The following is a 26,066-nucleotide window of genomic DNA, read 5'->3' as shown; positions in this document are numbered from 1 at the left end:
ATTTCCTCCTAGATGTTTTTTATTCTACATGTTCTCCAATATCAAAGTTCGGCAAAATTAGAACTTCTACTCTTCGATTCTTTGCTCTGTTTTCTAGACTGTTATTCGGTACAATTGGTTGATGTTCCCCATATCCTTTAGCACTAAATTTAGCCGCATCGAGACCATCATTGTCTAAAACAAGACTCATAAAATTCACAGCACGCATTACACTTAATTCCCAGTTCGATCCATATTGTGAATTATTTTGTGGCACATCATCCGTATGGCCACTTATAATGATGTGATGTGGTGGATCCGTAATGAGAAGATGTGAAATCTCTTGTGCTATCTCACGTCCATCTTGATTTACCTCTGCACTTCCCGAATCAAATGAAATATCACTTTTTATGGATATCATTAGTCCTTCATCCGATAAGCCAGTCTCCAGTGATTCCGTGAGTTTATTATCTACAATGTAGTTATCAATTTTTTTCTGTAACTCTTGCAAATTCATTAGTTCCGTTTGTCCATCATCAGGCTTTTTTTCTTCTTCTTGTTCTTCATTCTCTTCTTCTTGCTCTTCTACATCTGGAACGGGAATAGGGTGTTCCATAATACCTTGATTTCCACTTGAAAATTCACTTTTAAAAAATGCAGACATTTCATCATACTTTTGAACATCAATTTCACTCATTGCAAAAAGTACAATAAACAAAGCCACCAATAAAGTTAATAGATCGGAGTAGGGGAGTAACCACGACTCATCCACATGATGGTCATCTTTTTTTCGTTTATTCTTCCGCATTGTTCTGCTCCTTCATTCGCTCCAACTCTTTCGTCGTTAAGTACGAGCTAAGCTTGTCCTTCACAACCTTTGCAGACTCCCCTGCTGTAATGGACACAACACCTTCAATGATAATTTCTTTTATTTCAACTTCTTTTTTTGACTTCTGTTTTAACTTGTTGGCAAATGGATGCCATAACACATACCCAGTGAAAATTCCAAGTAATGTTGCAACAAAGGCTGCTGATATTGCATGGCCAAGTGCAGTAATATCACTCATATCTGCAAGTGCTGCAATCAACCCTATAACTGCACCAAGCACTCCAAGTGTCGGTGCATAAGTACCAGCTTGTGAGAAAATTGCTGCTCCTTCTTGATGGCGATTTTCCATCGCTTCTATTTTTTCTAGCATGACATCTCGAATAAACTCTGGTGTTTGTCCATCAACCGCCATTTGTATACCAGAAACTAAAAATGGGTCTTCAATATCAATTATTTTTGCTTCAAGAGATAGAATTCCCTCTTTTCGTGCAACATCCGCCATTTCTGAGAACTGACCGATTAAATCTTCAACCGTTTGTTCTTTCTTTTCAGTAAAAAGGATTTTAAAGAGTGCTGGAATCTTTTTTAATGTGCTTGACGGAAACGCAATCATAACAGACGCAACCGTTCCAGCTAATATGATTAAAATGGCAGCAGGGTTAATAAGAGCGGTAAGGCTAACCCCTTTAAGAACCATTCCTACCCCGACTGCAAGTAATCCTAATATAATACCAATTAATGATGTTTTATCCATTTGTCGACCTCCAATTTGTATTAAAAAAGCCTATCCTTACGAAAGAATAGCCAACAAGACATCTATATCTATCATTGGCAGCCTGGCAATCCTAGTCCTTTCAACCTTAGACCCAAAGCTTTGCGTCCTTACTTTTCAATAAGTTTGCCTTTTTCAATTCTAATTGTAACTTTTGACCTACTATTAATATCGTACGAAATTGAGATAAGTGAAGAGGAAAATACAAATAATAATGGAACCATGAGGATAGAAGGTGCTAAATCTATTATCACGGCTATGATTTGTGCCAATGACTCCGCCCCCGTGGCTATAGACTTGATAGGTGTGAAGTAATAATTAATAATTGGAGGAGACAAAAAACGTCTGAATCTGCAATCAATTCCAGTTACAAGTTTTGAATGACTTCCATCTGGTCTAACCGCATTTTTGAATGCACAAGGTAAAAAACAGTTCAATCGTGCTAAACAACAAATTAATCTGTTCTCTATTTTTTCCTCAAGCGTAAGATATTTGTTTCTTCTTTAAATATTGAAACTATCATAAATTCTCATCTACTGTATTAATTGTACAATTTAATAGTAGCTATTAAGATACCTAGTATTGGTATATGTATTTTATCTAAACCCTATTTCTATTTACCTCCAATACAAAACCTTTTCCAAATATACTTCTAAATATAAATGTTTCGTTACTTCTTTTAAGCGGGAAATGATCAATCAACATAAGTCCTCATATTTCATAGTGAGATATAAATGCAATACAATCATTTCCACCAACGACTCAAGCTATAGTTTAGTCAATTGATTAATTCATAAACAAACCAAACCCGTATTTATATAGAATTTTTTAGAAGGATTCATTCTCATCACAAGGTCAAAATACATTATTATCTAAACCAACAACTATACTATCCAGCGATGAATTGTCTTCAAATATGGTTTAGATTTCATCATATTTCGCTGAAGGCTCTACACTTAGAGTTTCACCAAATTATCACTGGTTTTTTTGCATTTTAAGGTTTCTTTAATCTGATATTTTATGTGAATTATTTCAAACATAGTTCATTGTAGAAGACACGGTGCTTATGTATTCTAGTTAATACTTTCTTAAAGTAAAAAAGTAAGTACCTTTACATATATTTCACCTGAATTATATTAAATGTGTGTAAAAGTTGAGTAAATATGAATAATAATAGTGAATAATTCGAGATAGCATTTAGTTAATTGTAGTTAACTAATAATAGTATACTTACTAATGTATTGTTTTTCCTTTTCTATAAGGAATATAATTAAAATTATGTACCTACTAGATTTTTTCCCACCAATCCCTATATATTTGGTAAGAAACTCCGTTAAAAGTATCTATTGATTAGGAAGCCTCTAAATATGCTAGTATATATAAATAACAGTATTAAAAAATATCACTAATTCTTAAGAAGAATAAAATATAACCGATAAATTAACTATAATAGTTTTTATAACTTGGAAGGACTACGATAAATATGGCAAATATATTAGTTACTGGAGCAGATGGCTTTATAGGTTCCCACTTAACAGAGAAACTAGTTCAAGATGGACATAATGTAAGAGCTTTTGCATATTATAATTCTTTTAATTCATGGGGATGGCTAGATACATTTTCAAAGAAAGTATTAAGTGAAGTTGAAGTATTCACAGGAGATATACGTGATCCAAATGGAGTTAAAGAGTCCATGAAGAATATTGATGAAGTTTATCATTTAGCAGCTTTAATCGCAATACCTTTTAGTTACCATTCACCAGACTCTTATGTTGACACTAATATCAAAGGAACATTAAATATCTTACAAGCTGCACGTGATTTAGATACGAAAAGGATATTAATTACATCTACTTCGGAAGTGTATGGTACTGCACAATACGTTCCTATTGATGAAAGTCATCCATTTCAAGGGCAATCCCCATACTCTGCCACTAAAATCGGTGCAGATCGTATTGCAGAATCATTTTATAGAAGTTTCAATACTCCACTTTCTATTGTACGGCCATTTAACACCTATGGTCCTAGGCAATCGGCAAGAGCAGTTATACCGACGATTATTACCCAACTTCTCGCTGGAAAAGAATCAATAGAATTAGGTTCATTAACACCAACAAGGGACTTTAACTATGTAAAAGACACTGTACAAGGATTTATTGAAATTGCTAAATCAGATAAGACTATTGGTGAAGAAATAAATATTGCTACTCAACAAGAAATTTCAATAGGAGAGCTAGCCGATGAACTGATTAGACAAATTAATCCTAATGCAAATATAATAACCGAAGAAACACGTCTACGCCCGGATAATAGTGAGGTTAATCGACTATTAGGCTCAAATGAAAAAATTAAGAAATTAACAAATTGGAAGTCAGAATACTCTCTTGAAAAAGGATTAGCTGAGACAATCGAATGGCTTAGAAACAATTTAGAAAAATATAAGACAGATATTTATAATATTTAAGGGTGAAAATTTATGATTCCTTTATCCGTACCAAACTTAAAAGGTAATGAATTGAAGTATGTAACAGAAGCAATTGAAGATGAATGGGTATCTACTGGTGGAAGTTTTATTGATCGTTTTGAAAATGATATGGCTAGATATCTTAATATTGAACAAGCTATTGCAGTTCAAAGTGGAACTGCAGGTTTACACCTTGCTTTACAATTAGCAGGGGTAACGAATAAACATGAAGTAATAGTTCCAACTCTTACTTTTATTGCTGCTGTTAATCCTGTGAAGTATATAGGGGCAAGTCCTGTTTTCATGGATTGTGATAACTCTTTAAATATGAACATCTCAAAACTCAGAGAATTTTGTAAAACTGAATGTTCACTAACCAATAGTGGATTAGTTAATAATAAGACTAATAAAGTAATTAAAGCACTGGTTATTGTTCACGTATTTGGAAATATGGCTAACATGGAAGAGCTAATGAAGATCGCGAACGTGTATAACTTAAAAATTATTGAAGATGCAACAGAGGCTTTGGGAACTAAATATACATCTGGAAAGTATTCAGGAAAATTTGCGGGAACTATTGGTGACTTTGGTGTCTATTCTTTCAACGGGAATAAGATTATTACTACTGGTGGAGGTGGAATGCTGGTGGCTAAAGATAGTTCATTAGCAGGTAGGGCTAAGTACCTTTCCACCCAAGCAAAGGATGATTCACTTCACTACACACATAATGAAGTTGGATATAACTATCGAATGACTAATTTACAAGCTGCTTTAGGTGTTGCACAGTTAGAACAATTAGAAGTTTTTATCGAGACTAAATCAAATAACTACTTTTATTACAAAAAACTTATTGACGGAATTCCTGGATTATCTTTATTGGAGTTTAATAAGAAAACTAGGCCAAATTATTGGTTTTATTCTATAGTTATTGATAACAAATATAGTGTTAATAGAGACCAACTATTGGAAGAACTTAATAAAAGAAATATACAAACTAGACCAATTTGGGGTTTAATTCATGAACAAAAGCCATATCTCTCTGAAAAAGGTTATCAAATCGAAAAAGCAAATTATTACTATAAACAAGTCTTAAACATTCCCTGTAGTTCAAATTTAACTAAAATAGAAATCAATAGAATTTCTGAACACTTAAAGGATATTAACTCGCAATGAAAGAGGAGATTTTATGGTATTGCAAGATCTTTTTATTACTGAGTTCACAACCGTGAAGGAAGCACTAAAAAAATTAGATGATACAGGAAAAAAAATGTTACTAGTTACTAATGATAGAGTTCTCAAAGGTGTTGTAACAGATGGAGATATTAGAAGATGGATATTAAAGAGTGGGGACTTATTTGAACAAGTAACTAAAGTTATGAATGAATCTCCAAAGTTTATATATGAGAATGAGAAACCTAATGCAAAAGAAGTATTGAAAAAGAATATGATCGAAGCTGTTCCAGTTTTAAATAGCAGAAAAGAAGTAATAGATATTATTTTTTGGAATGATAATTTCAACAGGAAGTTAAACTTTTATAAAAAACTTGAAACTCCAGTTGTTATCATGGCTGGTGGTAAAGGTACTCGCTTGGAGCCATATACGAAAATCATACCAAAACCATTAATACCAATTGGTGACACACCAATTGTAGAACGAATTATTAATCGTTTTACAGAGTATGGATGTTATAATTTCTTCATGACTGTGAACTATAAAAAAAATATGATTAAAGCTTATTTTAATGATTTAAAAAGAGATTATGAAGTCAGCTATATCGATGAAAAGATCGCATTAGGAACTGCGGGTAGTCTGTCTCTTATAAAAAATAAAATTCATAGTACTTTTTTTGTTAGTAATTGCGACATATTAATTGAAGGAAATTATTCCGATATGCTGAAGTACCATAAAGAAAACAAAAATAAAATTACTCTCATCACCTCGCTAAAGCATTATACTATTCCTTATGGTGTAATTAAACTAAGTGAATCTAGTGATGTAAAACAAATGGTTGAAAAACCTGAATATGCTTATCTTGTTAATACCGGAATGTATATTTTAGAACCAGAATGCATAAACGATATCCCAGAAAATACTTTTTTTCATATAACCGAATTAATAAATAGGTACATTGAAAAAGGGGAGAAAATCGGTGTCTATCCAGTAAGTGAAAATTCTTGGCTAGACATGGGACAATTTAAAGAGATGGAAAATATGCTAGAAAAGCTTGGTGCTAAATAAATGGAGGAGCTATTATTAATTGGTGGTGGCGGACACTGTAAAAGTATAATAGATACACTATCTGAACACCACTATAAAATTATTGGAATCATCGATACAAAAGAAAATGTAGGAAATCATTTATTCGGAATTGAAGTAATCGGAGTAGATGATGACTTAGACAAACTTTTTAACCAAGGTATTAAGAATGCTTTTATTTCACTTGGAAGTATAGGGGATGTAAAACTACGCAAAAAATTATTTTCAAAAGCTAAAAAAATAGGTTATTTTTTCCCTACAATTATTGATAGCTCCGCAATAGTATCAAATAATGCGGTATTAGGAAATGGAACCTTTATTGGTAAAGGAGCTATTATTAATGCAAATGTTACTATAGGAAATAATGTTATTGTTAATTCTGGTTCAATTATTGAACATGATTGTAAAATTAATGACTTCTGCCATATAGCTCCTGGAAGTACACTAAGTGGGAATGTCAAAGTTAAGGAAAATACCCATGTTGGCACTAACTCAACAATAATTGAAAATATTTCAATCGGAAGTAATACAATAATAGGAGCTGGCAGTGTAGTAATAAAGGACATCAGTGACAATACAATAGCATACGGAAATCCCTGTAAGGTGGTCTAATAAACATGAGGAAAGTATTTATTATAGCAGAAGCTGGTGTAAACCATAATGGTAGTATTGAATTGGCCAAAAAGTTAATTGATGTTGCGAGTGAAGCTGGAGCTGATGCAGTAAAGTTTCAAACATTTAAAGCCGAGAAACTTGTTACTAAAAATGCAAAGAAGGCACAATATCAAATGGATACAACCGGAAATGACGAAAGCCAATTTGGTTTGATAAAAAAACTCGAGTTGGATTATGATAAACATATAGAATTGCTTGCGTACTGCAAACAAAAGAATATTTTATTCTTATCATCACCTTTTGATTTAGAAAGTATTGAACTACTTTATAACTTAGACATGAAAATATTTAAGATTCCTTCAGGTGAAATTAATAATTTACCATATTTAAGAAAAGTTGGTCAAACTAAAAGAAAAGTCATCTTATCTACTGGTATGTCATTTTTAGATGAAATAGAAATAGCAGTTCAAGTTTTACGTGAGAATGGAGCTACTGATATAACAATTCTCCATTGTAATACAGAATATCCTACTCCTATTGAAGATGTGAACTTAAATGCAATGATATCTATCAAAAAAGGTTTAAATGTTAATGTGGGATACTCTGATCATACTTTAGGAATTGAGGTACCTATTGCCGCTGTTGCTCTTGGTGCCACTGTTATTGAAAAGCATTTTACACTTGATAAGGAAATGGACGGACCTGACCACAGAGCAAGTTTAGTTCCCCAAGAACTGAAATTAATGATTGATAAGATTAGAAATATAGAAAAGGCACTTGGAGATGGGATTAAAAGGCCATCTAGATCTGAGTTGAAAAACATAAAGATTGCTAGAAAAAGTATTGTAGCAGGTAAGAAAATTGGAAAAGGTGAGGTCTTCACTGAATATAATTTAGCAGTAAAAAGGCCGGGTACCGGAATATCCCCAATTAGATGGGACGAAGTGATTGGAAAAAAATCAAGAAAAGATTTTGACGAAGATGAGTTGATCACATTATGAAAAAAATATGTGTTATAACTGGAACAAGAGCAGAATATGGATTGTTGAAACCATTAATTAAGAAAATAAGTAACGATACTGATTTGGAATTACAACTAATTGCTACTGGCATGCACCTTTCTCCTGAATTTGGTTCAACTCACAAAGAAATTGAAGAAGATGGTTTTACTATTAATGAAAAAATTGAGATATTGGTTAGCTCAGATACGCCAATTGGAATTTCAAAGTCTATGGGGCTAGCAATGATAAGTTTTAGTGAATGTTTTAGCCGACTGACTCCAGACCTTATTGTAGCTTTAGGAGACCGATATGAAATTTTTGCCGCAGTCAGTTCTGCTTCTGTTGCACGAATTCCAGTTGCACACCTACATGGTGGAGAAACTACTGAAGGTGCATTTGATGAGGCATTTCGACATTCCGTAACCAAGATGAGTTATTTGCATTTTACCAGTACAGAGGAGTATAGAAATCGCGTAATTCAATTAGGAGAACACCCTAGTAGGGTCTTTAATGTTGGTGCCATAGGTGTTGAAAGTATAAAGACATTGGATTTACTCTCCAAGAAGGAATTGGAAGACTTAATACATTTCCAATTTGGTAAGTACACCGCTCTAGTTACATTTCATCCAGTTACACTTGAAGAAAACACTGCAGCAGAACAATTTAAAAATATATTAGAGGCCTTAGATGATATAGATAATTTAAAAATAATATTTACAAAAACTAATTCTGATACCGGTGGAAGAATTATTAATAAAATGATTGATAAATATGTAGCTAAAAATAATCATAAATCAATATCTTTTGTTTCAATGGGACAACTAAAATATCTAAGTGCATTGCAATACGTAGATGTAATTATTGGTAATTCTTCGAGTGGGTTATTAGAAGCACCTACTTTCCATAAACCAACAGTTAACATAGGTGAAAGGCAACTTGGAAGAATTCAAGCAGAATCGGTAATTAACAGTAATCCAATTAAAGAAGACATAATAAAGTCAATAAATCTTGCTTTATCACCTAAAGTAACAAAAAATTTACCTCTTATTGAAAATCCATATGAAAATGGAGATACTTCTGAAAAGATAATAATGAATATAAAAGAATTCTTCAATAATATTAACTTAAAAAAAAGCTTTTATAATATTATGGGAACAAAAATAAAAGATGGGGACTCAATTTGACCCCATCTTTTATTACAGAATTCGTCTAATCATCAATGTATCGCACAATTTTTGCAGGATTTCCAACAACTAAACTTCTTCTAGGAACATCTCTTGTAACAATGCTTCCTGCTCCTACTACGGCATTTTCACCTATCGTAACACCCGGTAAGATAATAACATTTGCACCAATCCAACATCCTCTTTTAAGAACCACTGGCTTCCCTTTACTGTGTCCTTGATGAATTATGTCTAATTCAGAATTCCTATATTCATGATTTGTCACATAAATATGAACACCTGAACCCATTAAAACATTATCTTCAATGGTAATTTCTGTATTACTTGTTGCAAAAAGCATTGTATTTGGCCTTATAATGACATTTTTCCCAAGAGAAATATTCGAGCAAGCTACCCCATATGCACCAGGCCTAAATTCTGCACCTTCTCCATAGCTTTTAAACTTCTTCATACATAGTTTTCTAGATAGACTTGGAATGAATAATAACAAATGTGTACTTAATATGTCCGGACCTAGTCTATCCGTTTTGTTCCACCAAGTAATTCTTCTAATTACCTCTTTTATTAATTTTATCACCAGGCGTTCAACCCACCATCAACAATTAAATTATGCCCTGTTACATAACTTGAAGCATCGGAAGCCAGGTAGATTAAAGCCCCTACCATCTCCTCAGCTTTTGCCATTCTTCCTAATGGAATCCTATTACTGTAATTCTTTTTGAATGTTTTGTTCTGTCCACTTTCGACTCCACCAGGGGTAATCGAGTTAACTCTAATACCTTCTTTGGCCCAATATGTCGCTAAATATTTAGTTAATCCTACTACCCCTGCTTTAGATGCAGAATAAACAGCTGGAGAATTAATCTGTCTATCAAGGTAATAGGACCCTTCATATATCCGTTGGTCAGGTCCCATAATCCCATAAATAGATGCTGTTTGTATAATGGAACCACCTTTTTTTTGTAATTTCATTTGTTTACCAACTAACTTTGCCATTATAAACATACCATTAAGATTAACATTCATTATCTCTTTCCATTGCTCTAAAGAGTAATCCTCAAAGTCAGCAAAAAAGGTATCCAAATCGTTTGATTTTCCGGCCGCATTATTATGCAATATATTAATTTCTCCAAATTCATTTATTACATTCTGAATTAATTCACTAACCGAATCCTCTAATGTAATATCACAATGTAAAGCAATTGCTCTATCTCCATATTTCTGATTTATGTTGTTAGCTACTTTCTGAGCCTCATTAATGTCAACATCAACTATTGCAACGTTCGCGCCTGCATCGGCCAATCCAGAGGCAAAGTGTTTACCAATTATACCTCCTCCTCCGGTAACTATTGCAGTCTTACCTGATAGGTCGAAAAGATTCATATAAGAATCTATCAAATTAATCCTCCCCTTTTCTTGGCTAATAATGATACTATTTCAAAATCTAATTCGGAATCAATATCAATCGATCTTTCTTCAGGCATTTCATAAAGAATTGTATTAGATTGAAAAACACTACTAGAATCAAGTAAAGTTTCTTTTCTCCACACGTATATAGAGGCATTCATATCATAGCATTTAGGTGAATCTTGTCTCCTAATAATAGGGTCTATCATTTTTTTAGATAATTCCACAAAACCTTCCTTGTTTATTTCAACCAAGTTAAAATATGGACTCCGCCTTGATTTCATAGCTGTGATTAAATTAGATGCATCTGAATGTTCGAACATCTCCACTGCTTGTACAATATCAGTTACCAATCGAAGTGGGGAAGTAGCATCTAAATCCACAATTGTATTAAAACTCTTACCAGTTATTTCTTCCGCAGTAGCAAGGCAATGTTGTATAACAGGGATCTTAGCTGCATTATCAGTTGCTAATTCCATAGGGCGTTGAATTAATAAATCCGCCCCATTTTCCCCCGATATCTTTAATATTTCTCTGCTTTCACTGCTAACTGCAACCACATCAAACAATCCGCTCTTCTTTGCCTGATGGATACTATGAGCAATTAAGGGTTTATCTAACAAAATCTTGATATTCTTATTTTTAACGCCTTTTGATCCACCTCTGGCGCATATTGTACATATTCTACTCATTTTTCTTCCATTCCTTTGCTTCAGAGGACTTTTCAATAGCACCTATCATTTTAACAATATTTATACCCTCTTTATAAGAACATAAGAAATCTCTATCTCCGTTAATAACCGCAATATGCTGATTTTTATATGTTTCATTACGTTCTACATTAAAAGTAAAGACCTGTTCATTAATTTGCAACGTATTTGAGATTAAATCAATTTTATATGTTTTTTCTTCGGCATTAACAATCATCATTCTTTGTGTAATGTGGTCTAAATAATTTAATTGTAGACTTATTAATGGACAATAATCACTTTCATAAATAATGGCAAATAGATCATCCGTATTAATTTTTAAGCTGCTAAATTTTCCACCTAAACTTACTAAAGAATTCCAATTACCAAAAAGAAATTGTAAGTAATCTAGTTCATGACTTAAGTCTCTTATTACCCCTCCACCTCTACTTGTTTTTGAAGAGTAGGATGTTGAATAGTCAGTATCTGGTCTCCAATTAGGCAAATATTGCCCAACATATGTGTGAACTGAGAGAATTCTTTCATCTTTTAGCTCTTTATATAGCTTTTGAATAATAGGATGAAAACGCAAGTTATAACCAACATATATCTCATCAAACCTATAATTTTCTTCAATCATTTGGTGAAATATGGGTTTTTCTATAAGAATTTTCTTATTAAAGTTAGCTTCCTTCAGTTCAGATAGTATTCTATCATGTTCACTTGTTTCATTTGCTATAACAATATACTGTGGTTTCACATCTACCAGGGCAGTCGATAAATCCTTGTAGCTATTAGGGTATTCAATGTCCCTTCTACTTAAGACTGAAACATGATAACCAAGTTCTCTTAGTATGTTAACATGCCGTTTTCCAATGGAACCATAGCCTATTACTAGAACATTTATCTTATTAATCATAAAAAAGGACCTCTTTTTCCCTGCTTTTATAATAAATTTAAAAGGTATTACAAGTTAATCTAGGTAATCCACTACTATAATCTACAACATATTCCGATTCTCTATGTTTAATTATTACATGTTCGAATTTTTTATGCTCCTTCTTATCTTTAGAAAAAGAGAAAGCATTCATTACATCATCGAAATGTTTAATAAAATCAGCAGTTAAACCATGATTAGTAGATTTGAATATCCCTTTGTTTAAATCCTTCTCACCAATTGGAAAGAGTGTCATATTAATAACACTTTCACAAAAACATTTCTTCGTATTAATGTTAACTAAATCATCATCTATACCGTGATAGGATAAAATTATTGCGTTATTTTCAAAGTTCCGATACAGGTTGTTTAAATCTAATATATCTTTATCATATTGTAAATTCTTTGCAAGATAATCAAATTTTACTTTTAAGGCCATCTCTCCAAAATAATGAATTAAGAACCTTGAATGGTTAAAATAAAGTGGTTTTACCCAAGCTGAATTATCTATAATTAAAGAAAATTCATTGGGAGCTAATCTATTACAAAGATAACCGAGATAGGCCCCATGTGAATGGCCATATGCTATCACTTTATTTTGATTGAATTTTAGTTTATTATCAGCCAATATGGCTTTAATTGCATAAACTGCAGTTAAAAGATCCATAGCCTGCATCCAACCCATATCATTGAAATTAGATATTTTTTCATCTAGAATCTCTGTAACATCTAATGTATATGGATAATTTGCTAGTACATTTATAACATTCATAATATCTTGGTTATTTAAAACCTGAGTAAAATCCTGCTTAGAAAGAATCCTCTCTAAATCTTTAAGATGGTAATCCGGTTTTACCCTACTAGTACCTTGCATAAATTCAGACCCAAAGTAATCACATTGTATTACAATTAGGTTATAGCTATCAGCAAATTGAAGTCGCATTTTCTGATAAATCTTTGAGTTAGAGTTGCCACCAAATCCCGGTATAAGCAGTAATATTCCTGTATTACTATTCACTCCACTTTCAGGTTCAGTAAAATAAATATCTAAGTTCCGTCTATTATGCTCACCATTATAAATATTGTAATGAGCAGGGATAGATATATGATTGGATTTTGCCAAGATTATTCTCCTTATTAAATGCAAATTAAACAATCTTATTTACTTAATTCATCGATTAAATATGTTTTTAAAACGATAATTAACTCATCATGACCTTGATTACAGCGATTTACAAAGTCTGAAAATGCTCTATAAATCTTGTCACCTTTAGAAAATAAATCTTTTTCATGTTTTACTGAATTAATTTCATTCACCAAAAATTCTAGTTGAACTCGTACATAAGAGGAAAGAAAATCAGAAAAGTAATCATTATTTTTTAAATTGGTATAATTTTTTTCTATCGAAATTAAACCCTCTTCAATTTTATTAAAGTTCTTTAATCTTATCGCATTATTTAAAGAATTAAGTGTTTCGTTAATTTTACTTGTAATCTCTAAGTACCTATTTATACTACTTTTTAATTTGTTTACTGATTGATTGATTTTTACCTTATCATAACTACTATCTCTTTCCCACCAAGTTTGTTTTTCAATTGTAGTATTTAGTAGAATATCTATAACATCCTCGATTGGCTTAAACGGTACACCTTCTATTGCTGCTCCACCTTTTGTTGTATTAATAAAAGTCTTATTTTTATTGAGGCGAATAAAGTGTTCGATATTTTCACGCATTAGGTTAAATCCACGATTTGTTTTAATAATATTTCCATATACATCTGTTGTGGTTAATGCATTCTCAAGGGTAGCTTCATCTAGTTCCGAGTTAATATGTTCGTACTCTATCCCTTTAGAATAAATCCTATTGTCGTGATACCCCAAATTTTGACCAGCAAATATAATAGGGTTGGAACCAAGTTTAATTAATAATTGTAATGCGATAACTGCAATTGATGGTGAATCCAATATTATTTCATTGTGTTTATCAAACTCACCGTCTAGGAAGTAATTAGATGTTGAATCCTGTGTAGTTATAAAGTGAACTTTTGGTCCTTTGTAGGTATTTAAAATTTCATTTTCCACACTTGAACCAAAGATCATTGGGATATTGTTTTTTCCCTTTTCAATTAATTTACTAAATACTAAATGGTTATATGGAGTAGGATCATATGTGCATATAGCATCTGGCATTATATCATATTCAATTAATGTATTTATCGCAGATCCAACTGAAAAAATATAAGCCAAATTCTTATTTTTAATAACTTTTAAATACTCAATATCATCAGCCAAAGACGGACCTGCAGAAACTATAATAGCTGGTTTGTCTGAAAATACTTGAGTACTAATGTCCCTTAATGCATTGGGAGTATTTAGTACAGTTTCAAAGTTCTGTATACCATTCTTAACCCATAGTTTTTGGAAGTTAATATTTGTTTGTAAATATGTTCTTCTACTCTGAACCGTGTTCTTTACTTTTTGATGAAAATCAGAAACCCTCTCTTTAACAAAGTTTTCATAGCTTGGAAGTATAATTATATGAATGTTTGTATTACTAACTTTAAATTCCTCTAGAAAAGAGCTACTATCTACATCATGTCTATCAATATATATATTATTTAATTTAGTACTATTTAGAGCTTCTATATCTACGAGATTTGCCATTGTAAGGAATATTTCAGGAATCGGTTCATATATGGAATAGCTATTGTTTGGAAACATTTCTTTAAACTTTTGTATATGATATCCCAAACCAACTCCATAAAAGAAAACATGTGTGTTACTATCTATTTTCTCTTTATGTGTAGAGATAATTCTTTCAGCTTCCTTAATAGGATCATAACCACTATGAACCATAAATTTTCCGTTATCTGTTGTGTGATAGTTAAGTGTTTTGGTATTTGATTTTGAATCTAATACTTCAATATTATTTAAATTCAATTTATCTTCATGTTCACGGAAATAGTTACGAATCTCAGGATAATTTTCCCGCAGAAACATAATATTACTAATTAACATATTTATTGAACTCCTTACTTTGTATAAATGAAGATAAATCTCCAATTAATGCTTGATAAGCTGGGATAATTTCATATGATAATATATCTGAAATGAATACAGTATCCTTGCTTTCAATTGCGTCTAATAACTGTTTAAATGCACTTTCACATTGATTTATATTGACATCTATTTTATCCCAATTCTTCGGCTTTAGATTAGATGTTCTAGTTAAGGTTGCAAACTGTAATATAAATTGCATACCCTCACCAAGCTCATTTATTCCATTCCAAGTATCATGTGAAAAGCTTTCATAACTATTATTTACTAATTCTTCAATTGATGGGATTGCACGTTCCAAATATTCAAGTATTGAATAGGAAATATCAATAATTATATCAGCCATTTTTTTGGTCACAATTTCAATTATCATAATTTCATTTGCATGCTCGTTGATATACGTTTCATGGTTCTCATAGACTTCAATTCCATCTATTAGTAAATGACTAAAGATCCTCCCCTCTTCGGTCATTATTTGATTAGCTTTTGTAAAAATAAAATCAATGGCATTGTCTTTATTTTTCATCTCGAAATAATCCTCTTTATATAAAACTTTCATAATTAGCCTCCAATATTCATGAGTGTACAAGTATATTCATTATATACTTTAATATCGGTATATCCAAAGATATCTAAAGTTAATGTAGCAGAAAATACATGTAAAATATTTTGTCAACTTGCTGTATTGAAATAGAGAGTATATAATTTTAATAAAAATCTAGGGAGAAATTTAAATGGAAATATCAATTATAGAAACCAAAACCGTACCTACCATTAATGTAAAACATAATGAAAAATCCTATTTCTTTCATAGCAAATATGATCCTATTCGTGAGGCAGAGGGCTGGTGTAATAATGTAAAGTCATCAATAAAGGATGTTTCAAGTCTATTATTAATTGGAATAGGAGCAGGTTATCATATAATAACACTAGCAAAAATGTTTCCATTAGTTCCAATCACTGTAATAGAATTCAACCCAGAATTCTATCATTGGTTTATTAAGAGTCCCTTTCAAAAAAAATTAATGGAAATAGAGAATTTGACTATACACTTATTTGAGAATTTATCGAAAAAAAAACAGAGGAATCTATTTTCTACCCTGCATACTTCCAATTTAGTAATTCACAAAAGTGGCTTAGATATTATGCCCGAAGCATATGATAATGTTAAAAAAATACTGGAGGATATACAGTTTAAGAAGAATTCAATTAAGAATCAAATCGATATAATGAATGAAAATTTTTCTAAAAACACTAGCCTAGGTATAAGGGGCATTAAACAAAAACGAGGTATATATGAAGGTAGGCCAATGATATTAATCTCAGCTGGTCCCTCACTAGATAAGCAGATGACATTGTTAAAAAAGATACATGATGAGAACAAAGTCATATTAGCTTCTGTAGGTACTGCATTAAAGCCACTATTAGAAAATAATATTATTCCAGATTTTTTTTGTATCATAGATCCAAACCAAGGAAACGTAGAACAACTCAAAGGTGTATCTTTACCGGATTCAGAATTCTTTTTCTTAAGCACCACTAATCATGAAACAGTTAATGAGCACAAAGGTGACAAATATATCATGTGGCAGGAAGGATTTCCTGAAGCAGAGGAACTGGCTAGAAAAAACGGAGATCCTATAATTCAAAGTGGGGGGTCTGTTGCTACTGCTTTACTTGACTTAATGTTATATCTTGGTGGGAAAGATATTGCATTAGTTGGACAAGATCTTGCATATACAGATGGACTAAGTCACGCAAAATACTCTCATGCACAAAGAAATGTTTTAGATAATACATCTGTATTGAAAACACTAAACTATTATCGAACAGGTGAAGTTACTACAGCTAAAAATTTATCAATATATAAAAAGTGGTTTGAAGATTATGCTGTAACCCACCCTGAACTAGAGCTTATTAATTGTACAGAGGGTGGCGCATATATTAATAATTGGAAGCACATAAGCCTAAAGGAATTTTATAATATGGTTAAGTAATAGCACTTATTTATATAAACAATAAACATAAAAAAGGATGTCCATTGGACATCCTCAGAGTGTAGAGAAACCCCCTGGTTTTTCTCTACACTCTTATTTTTTAGATGAAAAGTAACTATTAATAACCCTTTTCTATGCTTTATTGTTAAATCAAAAAGACTCCCAACCACCTAGCCAAGCTTGGCTAGGTGGTTGGCAATCTTCTTGATGTTCTGAGCGGTGGCTGTCATTAACGCCTGCTCTTGAACATTTTCCCTTCCCCGTAACCGGCAATAGCGAAGTCCGTGCAGTTCTTTACCGTCTGCAAAGCTTCGCTCAATAGTTTCTTTTCTCTTTTTGTATAGCATTTTCCCTGACTTAGAAAGTCGATTGTCCCTTATCTGTTCTTTATAATCTTCCCAAACATGACGAGTAATAACTTTTTGGTGATTTTGGGATTTTGTGCATTCACTTAACAAAGGGCATGTCGAACAAATATTTGGATTAGATTTATAATGACGATATCCATCACGATCGGTCGTACTATATTTTAGCGTTTCTCCATTCGGACAAGAATAACTATCCGTTTCAGCATTATATTTAAATTTCCATTTTGGCATTAATCCTTTTGAAGATTTAAATCTGCGATGTCCAATAACTCCGAAAATATTACGTTCAACTAATCCTTTACATATTGGGGCTGTAAGATAACCAGAATCTAAAGCAACAGCTTCTACATCGAAATTAAAACGCTCTTTTTGGCGATCTAAACGCTCTAGGTATGGAACAGAATCATGGACATTTCCAGCAGTGACGTGAACATCCGTTATAATATTATATTTTAAGTCCGTTGTTCGGTGGTCTAAATAAAAAAATCCTTCTGGTTTCCCTTCCCGAAACATATAGCCACTTTCCGAATCGGTCGTACTCACTTTAATCTCCTTAGTTTCCTTCACCTCCTCTTTCTTTTTTAGAGGCTTTTTTCCATGATCTTTTCGATCCTCTTCAATGGCCTTATCTAACTCTTCTATGTAAGATCTAGTTTCAACCTCTACAGTTTCTTTTTCAAATTTTCGTTTATTCGCATTGGCTTTTAAATGGGTTGAATCCGTCATGAGGGCACGTCCACCAACCATGCGATGTGATTGTGCTAATCGAACGATTTCATCAAATACATCTTGAAAGATAGTTGTCCCTTTGAAACGGTTCTGGCGGTTCCAACTAATAGTGGAATGATGAGGAACAGGATTTTTAAGACCCAAACCTAGAAACCAACGGTATGCCACATTAACTTTAATTTCCTTTTCTAACTGCCGCTCTGATCTAATTCCATAGAGGTAACCAATAAACATCATCTTAAATAGAACAATAGGGTCGATAGAGGGTCTCCCATTATCCTCACAATAAAATGGTCGTACAATATCTAGAATAAAAGAAAAATCAATATACTTATCAACTTTTCGAAGTTGATGATCTTCCGGAACTAATTCTTCAATACAAATAAATTCATACTCATTTTGTTTATTATTGTGAGATTGTAACATACCAGCGCCCCCTTTATAATACTTATATTATAACAAATTAACGCGGTAAATTGTTGAAGTATTTAGAATATAAAAAAGGCCATCGAGGGTTTCTCGACAGCCTGAGGATGTCCATTGGACATCCTTTTTTTCAAGATAACTTATCATTATCTTAGAAGTTGTAGTACACCTTGTGGTTGTTGGTTAGCTTGTGCTAGCATAGCTTGAGCTGCTTGAGAAAGAATGTTATTCTTAGTGAATTCCATCATTTCTTTAGCCATATCAACATCACGGATACGTGATTCTGCAGCAGTTAAGTTCTCAGCAGAAGTACCTAAGTTATTGATAGTGTGTTCTAGACGGTTTTGTACAGCACCAAGTTTAGAACGCTCAGAAGAAACTTTATCAATAGCTGTTTGAATAGTTGAAATTGCATCATCAGCAGAAGTTTGACCAGAAATATTGATTCCACTTACACCTAAACCAGATGCAGTCATAGAATTAATATCTAATGTTACCACTTGACCTGAGTTAGCACCAACGTGGAAAGTTAATGCATTAGCAGTTCCACTTAAAGAACCTTCAAGTAATTTTTTAGTGTTGAATTCAGTGTTATTAGCAATTCTGTCGATTTCTGATACTAATTGATCCACTTCTTTTTGAAGTTCTTTACGGTCACCAGTAGTGTTAGTATCGTTTGAAGACTGTACAGCTAGTTCACGCATACGTTGTAGGATAGAATGAGTTTCGTTAAGAGCACCTTCAGCAGTTTGGATTAACGAAATACCATCTTGAGCATTTTTAGAAGCCATTTCTAAACCTTTGATTTGTCCACGCATTTTTTCAGAGATTGCTAGACCTGCAGCGTCATCTCCAGCACGGTTGATACGAAGACCAGAAGATAGTTTTTCTAAAGAGTTTTGAGTAGCTCCTTGGTTAGCACCTAACTGACGGTGTGCGTTTAATGCAGAAATATTGTGATTGATAATCATAATTTACTTACCTCCATGTAATGTGTTTTTTATGGTGAGTCACATCCTTGTGTCTCACTTACTAAATGTTTGGCCAAAACATTTACTACATCATTTTGATGTTGTACTTATTATATCGGCAGGAAAAAAATATGTTTAATCATTTTCTAAAAAAATTATTCTTTTTTGTAGAAATTTGAAATAAACCTCAATTTCCTTAGCTTTTAAACAACAAAAAAGCCCATGGCACTAAACCACAGACTCCTCCCCAACCAAACTTTTCTTCACCGTCTTCCCACGTTTCTCCACCATAATCCGATTCAAAATATGAAACAACAATTCCTTATCCTCATCCAACAAACTCGTAAACTGTACACCATATCCGAATCTCTTTCTATCCAGATACAATTCCTTCCTTACAATTCTTCCTTTTAAGATAAACATACTATCTTTCAAAGAAAATCGTACTTTAATCATCATGTCATCCTCTATTGGATATTCATGATCACAATCAAACTTTACACCGCCAACACTAATATTCTTTAATACCGCATTAAAAAACTTAGGATTTAGTTCCTCGTTGTCTACATCAAGAAATTCAACAAAGCATGGTACATCATTTAAGTTAACACGGAAATTTGCTCTAAGCTCTACCCCTGAAAAGTTAGAGTGCTTTGGCGTCTCTCTATTTTCCTTAACTACTGCATTTTCAGTATCCGACGTTCTAGAAAATCGCTTCAAAATAAAATATAAAAACAAAATCATTACAAAAACAACAGCTATAAGAATATAAGTCCATTCCCTATAATCCAATCTATACACCTCCCAACTCAAATTAGTATCCGAAAAAGTCAGGTCCCAGTTTTCTTCGGTAGCTAGGCTGCCATAGCAATAGTGCTTTAGGCCCTTGGCTTTGCGTCCTTACCTTTCAATAAGTATGCCTTTTCGGTAAACCTATATATATTTAGTTCTATTATACTATAAGTTTTTCCATAATTCGACAAAATTTGATAAGAAAGTATTAATTTTTCATAGTATTAATTTTCCCCAAAGAAAAAAGCATGCCGAAGCACGCTTTTCATCACTAATATTACACCAACAACTTCCGATCCTTCCGACTAGTAAACCGCATGAAAATCATCAACGACAGCAACACCAAAATCATAAGTAGTAGTGAAAGTGCCGCACCAAGTTGCCAGTTCATCTCCACTAAGAACGCATCCCGAATCACATTACCAACCATCAATAATTTTCCACCAGTGAATAAATCTGTCACGACGAACACACTAATCGCTGGTACAAACGTGATAATAAATCCTGCAAGAATTCCTGGTAACGTTAATGGTAAGGTAACATTGATGAACGTTCTCACCGGTCCTGCTCCTAAATCCTCCGCAGCATCTAAATATGTTTTATCCAACTGTTCAATAGAAGAATAAATCGGCAAGATCATAAATGGTAGGAATCCATACACCAATCCTAGGATGACTCCACCTGGAGAATACATCAACTGTAATGGTTCTTCGATAAATCCAAGGTCCATTAAGAAATTATTAACGACACCTTGATTATTTAATAGAATAATCCAAGCATAAAGTCTAATCAATAAGTTGGTCCAAAACGGAACCATCACAAGTAATAGTAATATATTTTTCCACTTTCCAGCATTCGCAATGAAATAAGCGAATGGATAAGCAACCAATAAACAAACTACGGTAGCAAGCAATGCCCACCAAACCGATTGCCAAATTACTTTTGCATATAAAGAGCTAAATGCCGACGTATATGCTTTTGTACTAAACTCGTAGATAATCGCACCAAAATCACCATTGGTTGTAAAGCTGATAATTGCGATAAAGACTACCGGAATAACTAAGAATAGAGTTAGCCAAAATAGGCTTGGAGATAATAATAAATAGGCCTTTTTAAAATTTCTTATCATTTTGCATCTCCCCCTTTTCGCATTCTTAATCCAACCACAAATACAACAATAAACATAATCGCTATTATAATAGTAGAAAGTACATTAACTTCAGGTGATACACCTAGGCGAACCATCGAGTAGACTAGTACTGGAAGTGTGTTATCTCCTGGACCTAATGTAAAGAAGGAAATAACGAACTCATCAAGTGAAATGGTAAATGCTAGCAGGGCACCAGCCATGATTCCTGGGAAAATCAAGGGGAACGTAACCTTCCAGAACGTCTTCCATTCATTCGCCCCTAAATCCTTCGCCGTTTCCTCCAACGAATTATCAAAGGAAGACAATCTAGCAAGCACAACCAACATGACATAAGAAATCGTAATCGCCACATGTCCTGGAACTGCCGTATTAAGCCCAAGCGACATATTCAATAATCCATAAATCGCAAGTAGCGCCACCGCAACAACAATATCAGGAATAACTACGGGAATATAAAATAGAAACTCCACGGACTTTTTCCCAATAAAGGTGTAGCGATGCAGTGCTAATGCTGCAAGCGTCCCTAAAATAGTCGAGATAATTGTTGTAATAACCGCTAAATAGATGCTGTTCATCGTAGCACTAATCAACTGTTTATTCTGGAATATAGATCCATACCAGTCAAGGGTAAATCCAGTCCACACCGTACCTAATTTAGAATCATTAAATGAAAATATGATTACAAATAAAATTGGAATATAAAAGAATAAAAAGACGAGTAGGGAAAACGAAAATAAAATCTTCTTCGTTCTTGGTCTCATCATTTTCCACCTACCTTCTAAATACTTGTAGGGGACAGTCCTTCACGCGTCTAGGCATATTAATGCTTTAACGTGGTGAGGGACTGTCCCCCTTTAATTATTCTACTTTTGACTCCTGGAACAAGCGGTTCATTATTTGTGTACGTTCTGCATCAAGTGGTAAGTTCCACTCAGCACGCTTGATAACTTCATCAGGGAAGTTCAATCCAGGACTATTTTTAATGTTTTCTGGTAAAATCTCTAATGCAGCTTTATTCGGATTTCCATAAGGAATGTATTCAGAAATCTGCTTGCTTACTTCAGGACGAAGTATATAATTAATAAAAGTTTCCGCTGTATATTTGTTCTTGGATGTCTTTGGAATAACCATCGTATCCATCCAAACAATGCCACCCTCTTTAGGTAGGACGAAATCGATATTGTCATTTTCTAACCAAGCTGTTGCAGCTGCACCAGAATAGCCATGGGCAATCCATGCTTCCCCACTAACTAACCGGTCCGACGGTGTTGCATCAAAGGCTAATACATTTGGCACTAATTCCTTTAATTTATCGAATCCTTCTTCTAGTTGATCTTCCGTTGGGTTATTCATATCATTACCAAGAAGCTGTTGAAGCATATTGGATACTTCCTTTGATTCTTCTAGTAAAAGAACTTTTCCAGCATACTCTGGATTCCAAAGGTCTTCCCAACTAGTAGGAGCTTCTTTTATAAATTCCTTGTTATAGGCAATTCCATCATATCCATACATAAATGGAACAGAATATTTATTTTCAGGGTCAAACGGCATATCATGCCATGCGTCCGCAATATTCTCGTAGTTTGGAATATTATCAAAGTTTATTTCTTGTAATAGGTCATTATCTGCCATTTGCTTTACATAATAGTCAGACGGAAACACAAGGTCATAAGCAACCGTACCACTTTGTACTTTTGTAAGCATTTCGTGGTTTGAGTTATATGTAGAATAAACTACCTCTACCCCAAATTCTTTTTCAAAATCATCTAATACTTCCTGTGGAATGTATTCACTAAAGTTAAACACATAAAGCTTATCACTTAATTCCTTATCTCCACCTGCATTATTATCATTATCCGATCCACATGCTGCAAGAAATACAATTAACATACTTAAAAGTGCAAATACAAGAACCTTTTTCAATCCTTCCCATCTCCAATCCATTTTTTATCTTTTTTATATTACTTTTTTAAAACTACTGTGTTTTTCGTATTCCAACTTACGTAAACATCATTAGTATTGGTTAATTCCTCGATATTATCATGGGATTCATGAATCGTAAGCTCTTTCCCACTTGGCATTGTTACAACGATTTTAGTTACGGAGCCAACATAAATTTTTTCTTTGAAGGTTCCTTTAAGATTAATAGCCCCTTCAAACGGAACAGTGTCCATTCGCATTTTTTCAGGACGGACCGAGATAAATACCTCCTCGTTTAATGCCATGTCCTGCGTCTTCGGGATTTCAAGGCTTTGACCAGCGAAATCCATTGTCGCAGTGTCACCGTGAATAGCAGTGACTGTCCCTTCGATTATATTGGTTTGACCAATGAAGTCAGCCACAAATCTAGTTTCTGGGTTATCATATATTTCACGAGGCAGACCAATCTGCTCGATTTTTCCTTTGTTCATGACCACGATTCTATCAGACATGGTTAGTGCCTCTTCCTGATCGTGGGTTACATAAATAAATGTAATCTCCAATGTTTGTTGGAGGTGCTTTAATTCAAGCTGCATTTGTTTACGTAGCTTTAAGTCTAGCGCTCCAAGTGGTTCATCCAAGAGTAGAACCTTTGGATTGTTTACAATTGCACGGGCTATAGCGATACGCTGTTGCTGTCCACCACTTAGTTGCTTCGGTTTACGATTTCCGTATTCTTCAAGCTGTACAAGTTTAAGTGCTTTGGTCACACGCTCTTTAATCGCTTCTTTCCCTACTTTTTTCATCTTTAATCCAAATGCTACATTATCAAACACATTCATATGTGGAAAAAGAGAATAGCTTTGGAATACTGTATTTACTTCTCGTTTGTACGGCTCCATATCATCTACTTGCTTACCATTAAGAAGAATCTTTCCTGATGTTGGCTTTTCAAAACCAGCAATCATTCGAAGTGTTGTTGTCTTCCCACATCCAGACGGACCTAGCAAAGTTAAAAACTCCCCAGATCTAATGTCTAAATTTAAATCATCCACTACATTTGCTTCATCAAACTCTTTCGTCACATGTTCTAATTGCACCATCTGAACACCCAACTACATCCCTCCTATTACTTACGGGGAACTCTCCCTCTACACGATTCACTTGCCTAACATTTACTTTTTCCTTAAGGCTAGTAACTATACAAATGCCCGTAAATTCCATTCGTTAAGCCTGTATTTTCTATCCATCTTGGCAAAGAATGACAGTCAGTCATAATTTTTGGCATTAAAAATACACCCTTCTCTACCAGGCAAAGGAGTTGCTTTACGCAAACTGTCCTTACCCGTTGGGTGCGTACTGTTTTAAAAAACTATATAATTTACTCTTACTATCAACTAAAATTTATAAAAAAGAGGCTTTCTGTCCTTTCCCCATTAATGTATGTAAATCATCAGGCACATATCACTATCTAAGTCGAATTGCGCTAAAAAAAATATAGCAGTTTTTGTTTGGTAATTCAATAGTTTTTTTATAATTAATTGAAGTTTTTTATTCCTGATAAAGTGCAGCATATTGCATCCTGTAATAGGGCCAAAAAAATAAAGTATGATTCCATACTTTTAAAAAAGCTTTAGCCTATTATCTTTTACCAACTATATCTTCTGCTATTTTTTTTCACACAGTAATGAAAATCTATATTTTAATAGGCTTTAAAAAAATTCAAGGTAATAAGAAAAGCTTCTCAACATCAACCTCAAACCCTTTTAAAACACTTGATCGTACAATACCTTTATCTTTGGATATATCCAATTGTTGATAATTTCCATCATTGTCTAACGTATAAATTTGTATTGTATTTAGTATTGGATTCACAATCCAATACTCTTTCACTCCAAAATCCATATAAAGATTCAGTTTGGTTACCAAATCATGGGATTGGTTAGACCTGCTAAGTATTTCAACTATCATAGTAGGAGCACCATTGTATTTATTATTATCCAACCCTTCTTTATCACAAATAACGGAAAGGTCTGGAATCACAATTTTTTTCTCCTCTTTATTTTCTTTTGACAGTTCTACATCAAAAGGTGCATGAAATACTTCACATTCTTTTCCTTCTAAAAAGTTAAACAAGCTCGCGTGTAAACGACCTGAAATTCTTTGATGCATCGTTGATGGGGAAGGTGACATAAAAACAATCCCATCAATAAATTCAAGTAACTGATTATGTTCCGCTCTTATTTTATAAAATTCATCTAGAGTTATATTTTTCTCGAATGGAAAACTCACAAATATCCCCCTTTCAACCCTTGCCGTTCATAATACTATTATACATTTAATCTGTATATTTTATAATACATACTTCATTAAAGAAGCTTTTCAATCACTATAATTATTAATGAGATAATCCATACCACAAAAGTAAGTCTGAGTTATATTTTATTCCGTTATATGGTATAATGAAATCAAGAAAACCGAGTGGCTGCTACCACTCGGAATTAGCAACTACAAACCGCATA

25 protein-coding genes and 2 riboswitches are annotated in these 26,066 nt (G+C 33.2%); of the genes, 7 read left to right on the top strand and 18 right to left on the bottom strand.

The window, feature by feature from the left end; genetic code table 11:
* Positions 1–19: 19 nt before the first annotated feature.
* From motB to K332_RS24060, 3 genes are all read right to left on the bottom strand, one after another.
* On the bottom strand, positions 20–787 hold the full coding sequence (gene motB / locus K332_RS0118915) for a flagellar motor protein MotB (RefSeq protein ID WP_026908885.1): 768 nt from the start codon (positions 785–787) through the stop codon (positions 20–22).
* The gene (gene motA / locus K332_RS0118910; protein WP_026908884.1) at positions 774–1,562 is read right to left on the bottom strand and encodes a flagellar motor stator protein MotA; all 789 of its coding nucleotides are present in this window, start codon (positions 1,560–1,562) and stop codon (positions 774–776) included. The genes motB and motA overlap by 14 nt, the downstream gene beginning before the upstream one ends.
* Positions 1,563–1,635: 73 nt before the next feature.
* Positions 1,636–1,721, bottom strand: a riboswitch (cyclic di-GMP riboswitch).
* Positions 1,691–1,852 (bottom strand): hypothetical protein, encoded by a 162-nt coding sequence (locus K332_RS24060; RefSeq protein ID WP_156914235.1) that lies wholly within the window; start codon positions 1,850–1,852, stop codon positions 1,691–1,693. It overlaps the preceding riboswitch by 31 nt.
* Positions 1,853–3,063: 1,211 nt before the next feature.
* On the opposite strand from K332_RS24060, the gene K332_RS0118900 reads away from it, so the two are divergent.
* Genes K332_RS0118900 through neuC form a run of 6 tightly spaced genes read left to right on the top strand, consistent with a single transcriptional unit; the run spans position 3,064 to position 9,101 of the window.
* Entirely contained in the window at positions 3,064–4,044 is a 981-nt protein-coding gene (locus K332_RS0118900) for an NAD-dependent 4,6-dehydratase LegB (RefSeq protein ID WP_026908883.1), read from the top strand.
* A 12-nt stretch (positions 4,045–4,056) separates the two neighbouring features.
* On the top strand, positions 4,057–5,217 hold the full coding sequence (locus K332_RS0118895; protein ID WP_026908882.1) for a LegC family aminotransferase: 1,161 nt from the start codon (positions 4,057–4,059) through the stop codon (positions 5,215–5,217).
* A 13-nt stretch (positions 5,218–5,230) separates the two neighbouring features.
* The gene (locus K332_RS0118890) at positions 5,231–6,283 is read left to right on the top strand and encodes a nucleotidyltransferase family protein (protein WP_026908881.1); all 1,053 of its coding nucleotides are present in this window, start codon (positions 5,231–5,233) and stop codon (positions 6,281–6,283) included.
* Positions 6,284–6,913, top strand: a complete 630-nt coding sequence (locus tag K332_RS0118885; protein ID WP_026908880.1) for an acetyltransferase — start codon at positions 6,284–6,286, stop codon at positions 6,911–6,913.
* A gap of 5 nt (positions 6,914–6,918) precedes the next feature.
* Complete coding sequence (gene neuB, locus K332_RS0118880) at positions 6,919–7,917, top strand: N-acetylneuraminate synthase (RefSeq protein ID WP_026908879.1); 999 nt, start codon at positions 6,919–6,921, stop codon at positions 7,915–7,917.
* Positions 7,914–9,101, top strand: coding sequence for a UDP-N-acetylglucosamine 2-epimerase (gene neuC / locus K332_RS0118875; protein WP_026908878.1), 1,188 nt, complete (start codon positions 7,914–7,916; stop codon positions 9,099–9,101). The genes neuB and neuC overlap by 4 nt, the downstream gene beginning before the upstream one ends.
* 25 nt (positions 9,102–9,126) lie before the next feature.
* Here the strand turns inward: neuC and K332_RS24735 are convergent, their stop codons facing one another.
* The 7 genes from K332_RS24735 to K332_RS0118840 are packed head-to-tail and all read right to left on the bottom strand — an operon-like array spanning position 9,127 to position 15,750.
* The gene (locus K332_RS24735) at positions 9,127–9,678 is read right to left on the bottom strand and encodes an acyltransferase (protein WP_281170934.1); all 552 of its coding nucleotides are present in this window, start codon (positions 9,676–9,678) and stop codon (positions 9,127–9,129) included.
* A complete protein-coding gene (locus K332_RS0118865) occupies positions 9,675–10,499 on the bottom strand; it encodes an SDR family oxidoreductase (protein ID WP_156914234.1) in 825 nt (274 codons plus the stop codon). The genes K332_RS24735 and K332_RS0118865 overlap by 4 nt, the downstream gene beginning before the upstream one ends.
* Positions 10,496–11,200: an acylneuraminate cytidylyltransferase family protein gene (locus K332_RS0118860; protein WP_026908875.1), complete on the bottom strand. Its 705-nt coding sequence runs from the start codon at positions 11,198–11,200 to the stop codon at positions 10,496–10,498. Before K332_RS0118860 ends, K332_RS0118865 begins: the two co-directional genes overlap by 4 nt.
* Positions 11,193–12,116, bottom strand: a complete 924-nt coding sequence (locus K332_RS0118855) for a Gfo/Idh/MocA family protein (RefSeq protein WP_026908874.1) — start codon at positions 12,114–12,116, stop codon at positions 11,193–11,195. The genes K332_RS0118860 and K332_RS0118855 overlap by 8 nt, the downstream gene beginning before the upstream one ends.
* 37 nt (positions 12,117–12,153) lie before the next feature.
* Entirely contained in the window at positions 12,154–13,257 is a 1,104-nt protein-coding gene (locus K332_RS0118850; RefSeq protein ID WP_026908873.1) for a DUF2920 family protein, read from the bottom strand.
* A 35-nt stretch (positions 13,258–13,292) separates the two neighbouring features.
* Complete coding sequence (locus tag K332_RS22900) at positions 13,293–15,152, bottom strand: motility associated factor glycosyltransferase family protein (protein ID WP_051359535.1); 1,860 nt, start codon at positions 15,150–15,152, stop codon at positions 13,293–13,295.
* The gene (locus K332_RS0118840) at positions 15,142–15,750 is read right to left on the bottom strand and encodes a hypothetical protein (RefSeq protein ID WP_026908872.1); all 609 of its coding nucleotides are present in this window, start codon (positions 15,748–15,750) and stop codon (positions 15,142–15,144) included. Before K332_RS0118840 ends, K332_RS22900 begins: the two co-directional genes overlap by 11 nt.
* Before the next feature lie 175 nt (positions 15,751–15,925).
* Between K332_RS0118840 and K332_RS0118835 the strand changes: the two genes are divergently transcribed.
* Positions 15,926–17,188 (top strand): motility associated factor glycosyltransferase family protein, encoded by a 1,263-nt coding sequence (locus K332_RS0118835; protein WP_026908871.1) that lies wholly within the window; start codon positions 15,926–15,928, stop codon positions 17,186–17,188.
* Positions 17,189–17,358: 170 nt separating this feature from the next.
* On the opposite strand, the gene K332_RS0118830 is transcribed toward K332_RS0118835, so the two are convergent.
* From K332_RS0118830 to K332_RS0118795, 8 genes are all read right to left on the bottom strand, one after another.
* Positions 17,359–18,711 (bottom strand): IS1182 family transposase, encoded by a 1,353-nt coding sequence (locus K332_RS0118830; protein ID WP_026908870.1) that lies wholly within the window; start codon positions 18,709–18,711, stop codon positions 17,359–17,361.
* A 146-nt stretch (positions 18,712–18,857) separates the two neighbouring features.
* The gene (locus K332_RS0118825; RefSeq protein ID WP_026908869.1) at positions 18,858–19,682 is read right to left on the bottom strand and encodes a flagellin N-terminal helical domain-containing protein; all 825 of its coding nucleotides are present in this window, start codon (positions 19,680–19,682) and stop codon (positions 18,858–18,860) included.
* A 228-nt stretch (positions 19,683–19,910) separates the two neighbouring features.
* Positions 19,911–20,474 (bottom strand): PilZ domain-containing protein, encoded by a 564-nt coding sequence (locus tag K332_RS0118820; protein ID WP_026908868.1) that lies wholly within the window; start codon positions 20,472–20,474, stop codon positions 19,911–19,913.
* 54 nt (positions 20,475–20,528) lie between these two features.
* Positions 20,529–20,613, bottom strand: a riboswitch (cyclic di-GMP riboswitch).
* A gap of 138 nt (positions 20,614–20,751) precedes the next feature.
* Positions 20,752–21,603, bottom strand: a complete 852-nt coding sequence (locus tag K332_RS0118815; RefSeq protein WP_051359534.1) for an ABC transporter permease — start codon at positions 21,601–21,603, stop codon at positions 20,752–20,754.
* Positions 21,600–22,385, bottom strand: a complete 786-nt coding sequence (locus K332_RS0118810) for an ABC transporter permease (protein WP_026908866.1) — start codon at positions 22,383–22,385, stop codon at positions 21,600–21,602. Before K332_RS0118810 ends, K332_RS0118815 begins: the two co-directional genes overlap by 4 nt.
* Before the next feature lie 97 nt (positions 22,386–22,482).
* Positions 22,483–23,547, bottom strand: coding sequence for an ABC transporter substrate-binding protein (locus tag K332_RS0118805; protein ID WP_026908865.1), 1,065 nt, complete (start codon positions 23,545–23,547; stop codon positions 22,483–22,485).
* Between the two features lie 38 nt (positions 23,548–23,585).
* Positions 23,586–24,647 carry an ABC transporter ATP-binding protein gene (locus K332_RS0118800; protein ID WP_026908864.1) on the bottom strand — a complete coding sequence of 354 codons (1,062 nt, stop codon included), beginning with the start codon at positions 24,645–24,647 and terminating at the stop codon, positions 23,586–23,588.
* Positions 24,648–25,266: 619 nt separating this feature from the next.
* On the bottom strand, positions 25,267–25,836 hold the full coding sequence (locus K332_RS0118795; RefSeq protein ID WP_026908863.1) for a Uma2 family endonuclease: 570 nt from the start codon (positions 25,834–25,836) through the stop codon (positions 25,267–25,269).
* Positions 25,837–26,066 lie beyond the last annotated feature (230 nt).

This window comes from Paucisalibacillus globulus DSM 18846 (genome assembly GCF_000482485.1).
Lineage (GTDB): Bacteria > Bacillota > Bacilli > Bacillales > Amphibacillaceae > Ornithinibacillus > Ornithinibacillus globulus.
This window is presented reverse-complemented; position numbering and strand designations above follow the sequence as displayed.

Coding starts and splice junctions, on each gene's coding strand:
- K332_RS0118900 (WP_026908883.1), top strand. CDS start 3,064: ATGGCAAATATATTAGTTACTGGAGCAGATGGCTTTATAGGTTCCCAC.
- K332_RS0118835 (WP_026908871.1), top strand. CDS start 15,926: ATGGAAATATCAATTATAGAAACCAAAACCGTACCTACCATTAATGTA.
- K332_RS0118830 (WP_026908870.1), bottom strand. CDS start 18,711: ATGTTACAATCTCACAATAATAAACAAAATGAGTATGAATTTATTTGT.
- K332_RS22900 (WP_051359535.1), bottom strand. CDS start 15,152: ATGTTAATTAGTAATATTATGTTTCTGCGGGAAAATTATCCTGAGATT.
- neuC (WP_026908878.1), top strand. CDS start 7,914: ATGAAAAAAATATGTGTTATAACTGGAACAAGAGCAGAATATGGATTG.
- K332_RS0118860 (WP_026908875.1), bottom strand. CDS start 11,200: ATGAGTAGAATATGTACAATATGCGCCAGAGGTGGATCAAAAGGCGTT.
- K332_RS0118840 (WP_026908872.1), bottom strand. CDS start 15,750: ATGAAAGTTTTATATAAAGAGGATTATTTCGAGATGAAAAATAAAGAC.
- K332_RS0118825 (WP_026908869.1), bottom strand. CDS start 19,682: ATGATTATCAATCACAATATTTCTGCATTAAACGCACACCGTCAGTTA.
- K332_RS0118810 (WP_026908866.1), bottom strand. CDS start 22,385: ATGAGACCAAGAACGAAGAAGATTTTATTTTCGTTTTCCCTACTCGTC.
- neuB (WP_026908879.1), top strand. CDS start 6,919: ATGAGGAAAGTATTTATTATAGCAGAAGCTGGTGTAAACCATAATGGT.
- K332_RS0118895 (WP_026908882.1), top strand. CDS start 4,057: ATGATTCCTTTATCCGTACCAAACTTAAAAGGTAATGAATTGAAGTAT.
- K332_RS0118855 (WP_026908874.1), bottom strand. CDS start 12,116: ATGATTAATAAGATAAATGTTCTAGTAATAGGCTATGGTTCCATTGGA.
- K332_RS0118800 (WP_026908864.1), bottom strand. CDS start 24,647: ATGGTGCAATTAGAACATGTGACGAAAGAGTTTGATGAAGCAAATGTA.
- motB (WP_026908885.1), bottom strand. CDS start 787: ATGCGGAAGAATAAACGAAAAAAAGATGACCATCATGTGGATGAGTCG.
- motA (WP_026908884.1), bottom strand. CDS start 1,562: ATGGATAAAACATCATTAATTGGTATTATATTAGGATTACTTGCAGTC.
- K332_RS0118885 (WP_026908880.1), top strand. CDS start 6,284: ATGGAGGAGCTATTATTAATTGGTGGTGGCGGACACTGTAAAAGTATA.
- K332_RS0118890 (WP_026908881.1), top strand. CDS start 5,231: ATGGTATTGCAAGATCTTTTTATTACTGAGTTCACAACCGTGAAGGAA.
- K332_RS0118815 (WP_051359534.1), bottom strand. CDS start 21,603: ATGATAAGAAATTTTAAAAAGGCCTATTTATTATTATCTCCAAGCCTA.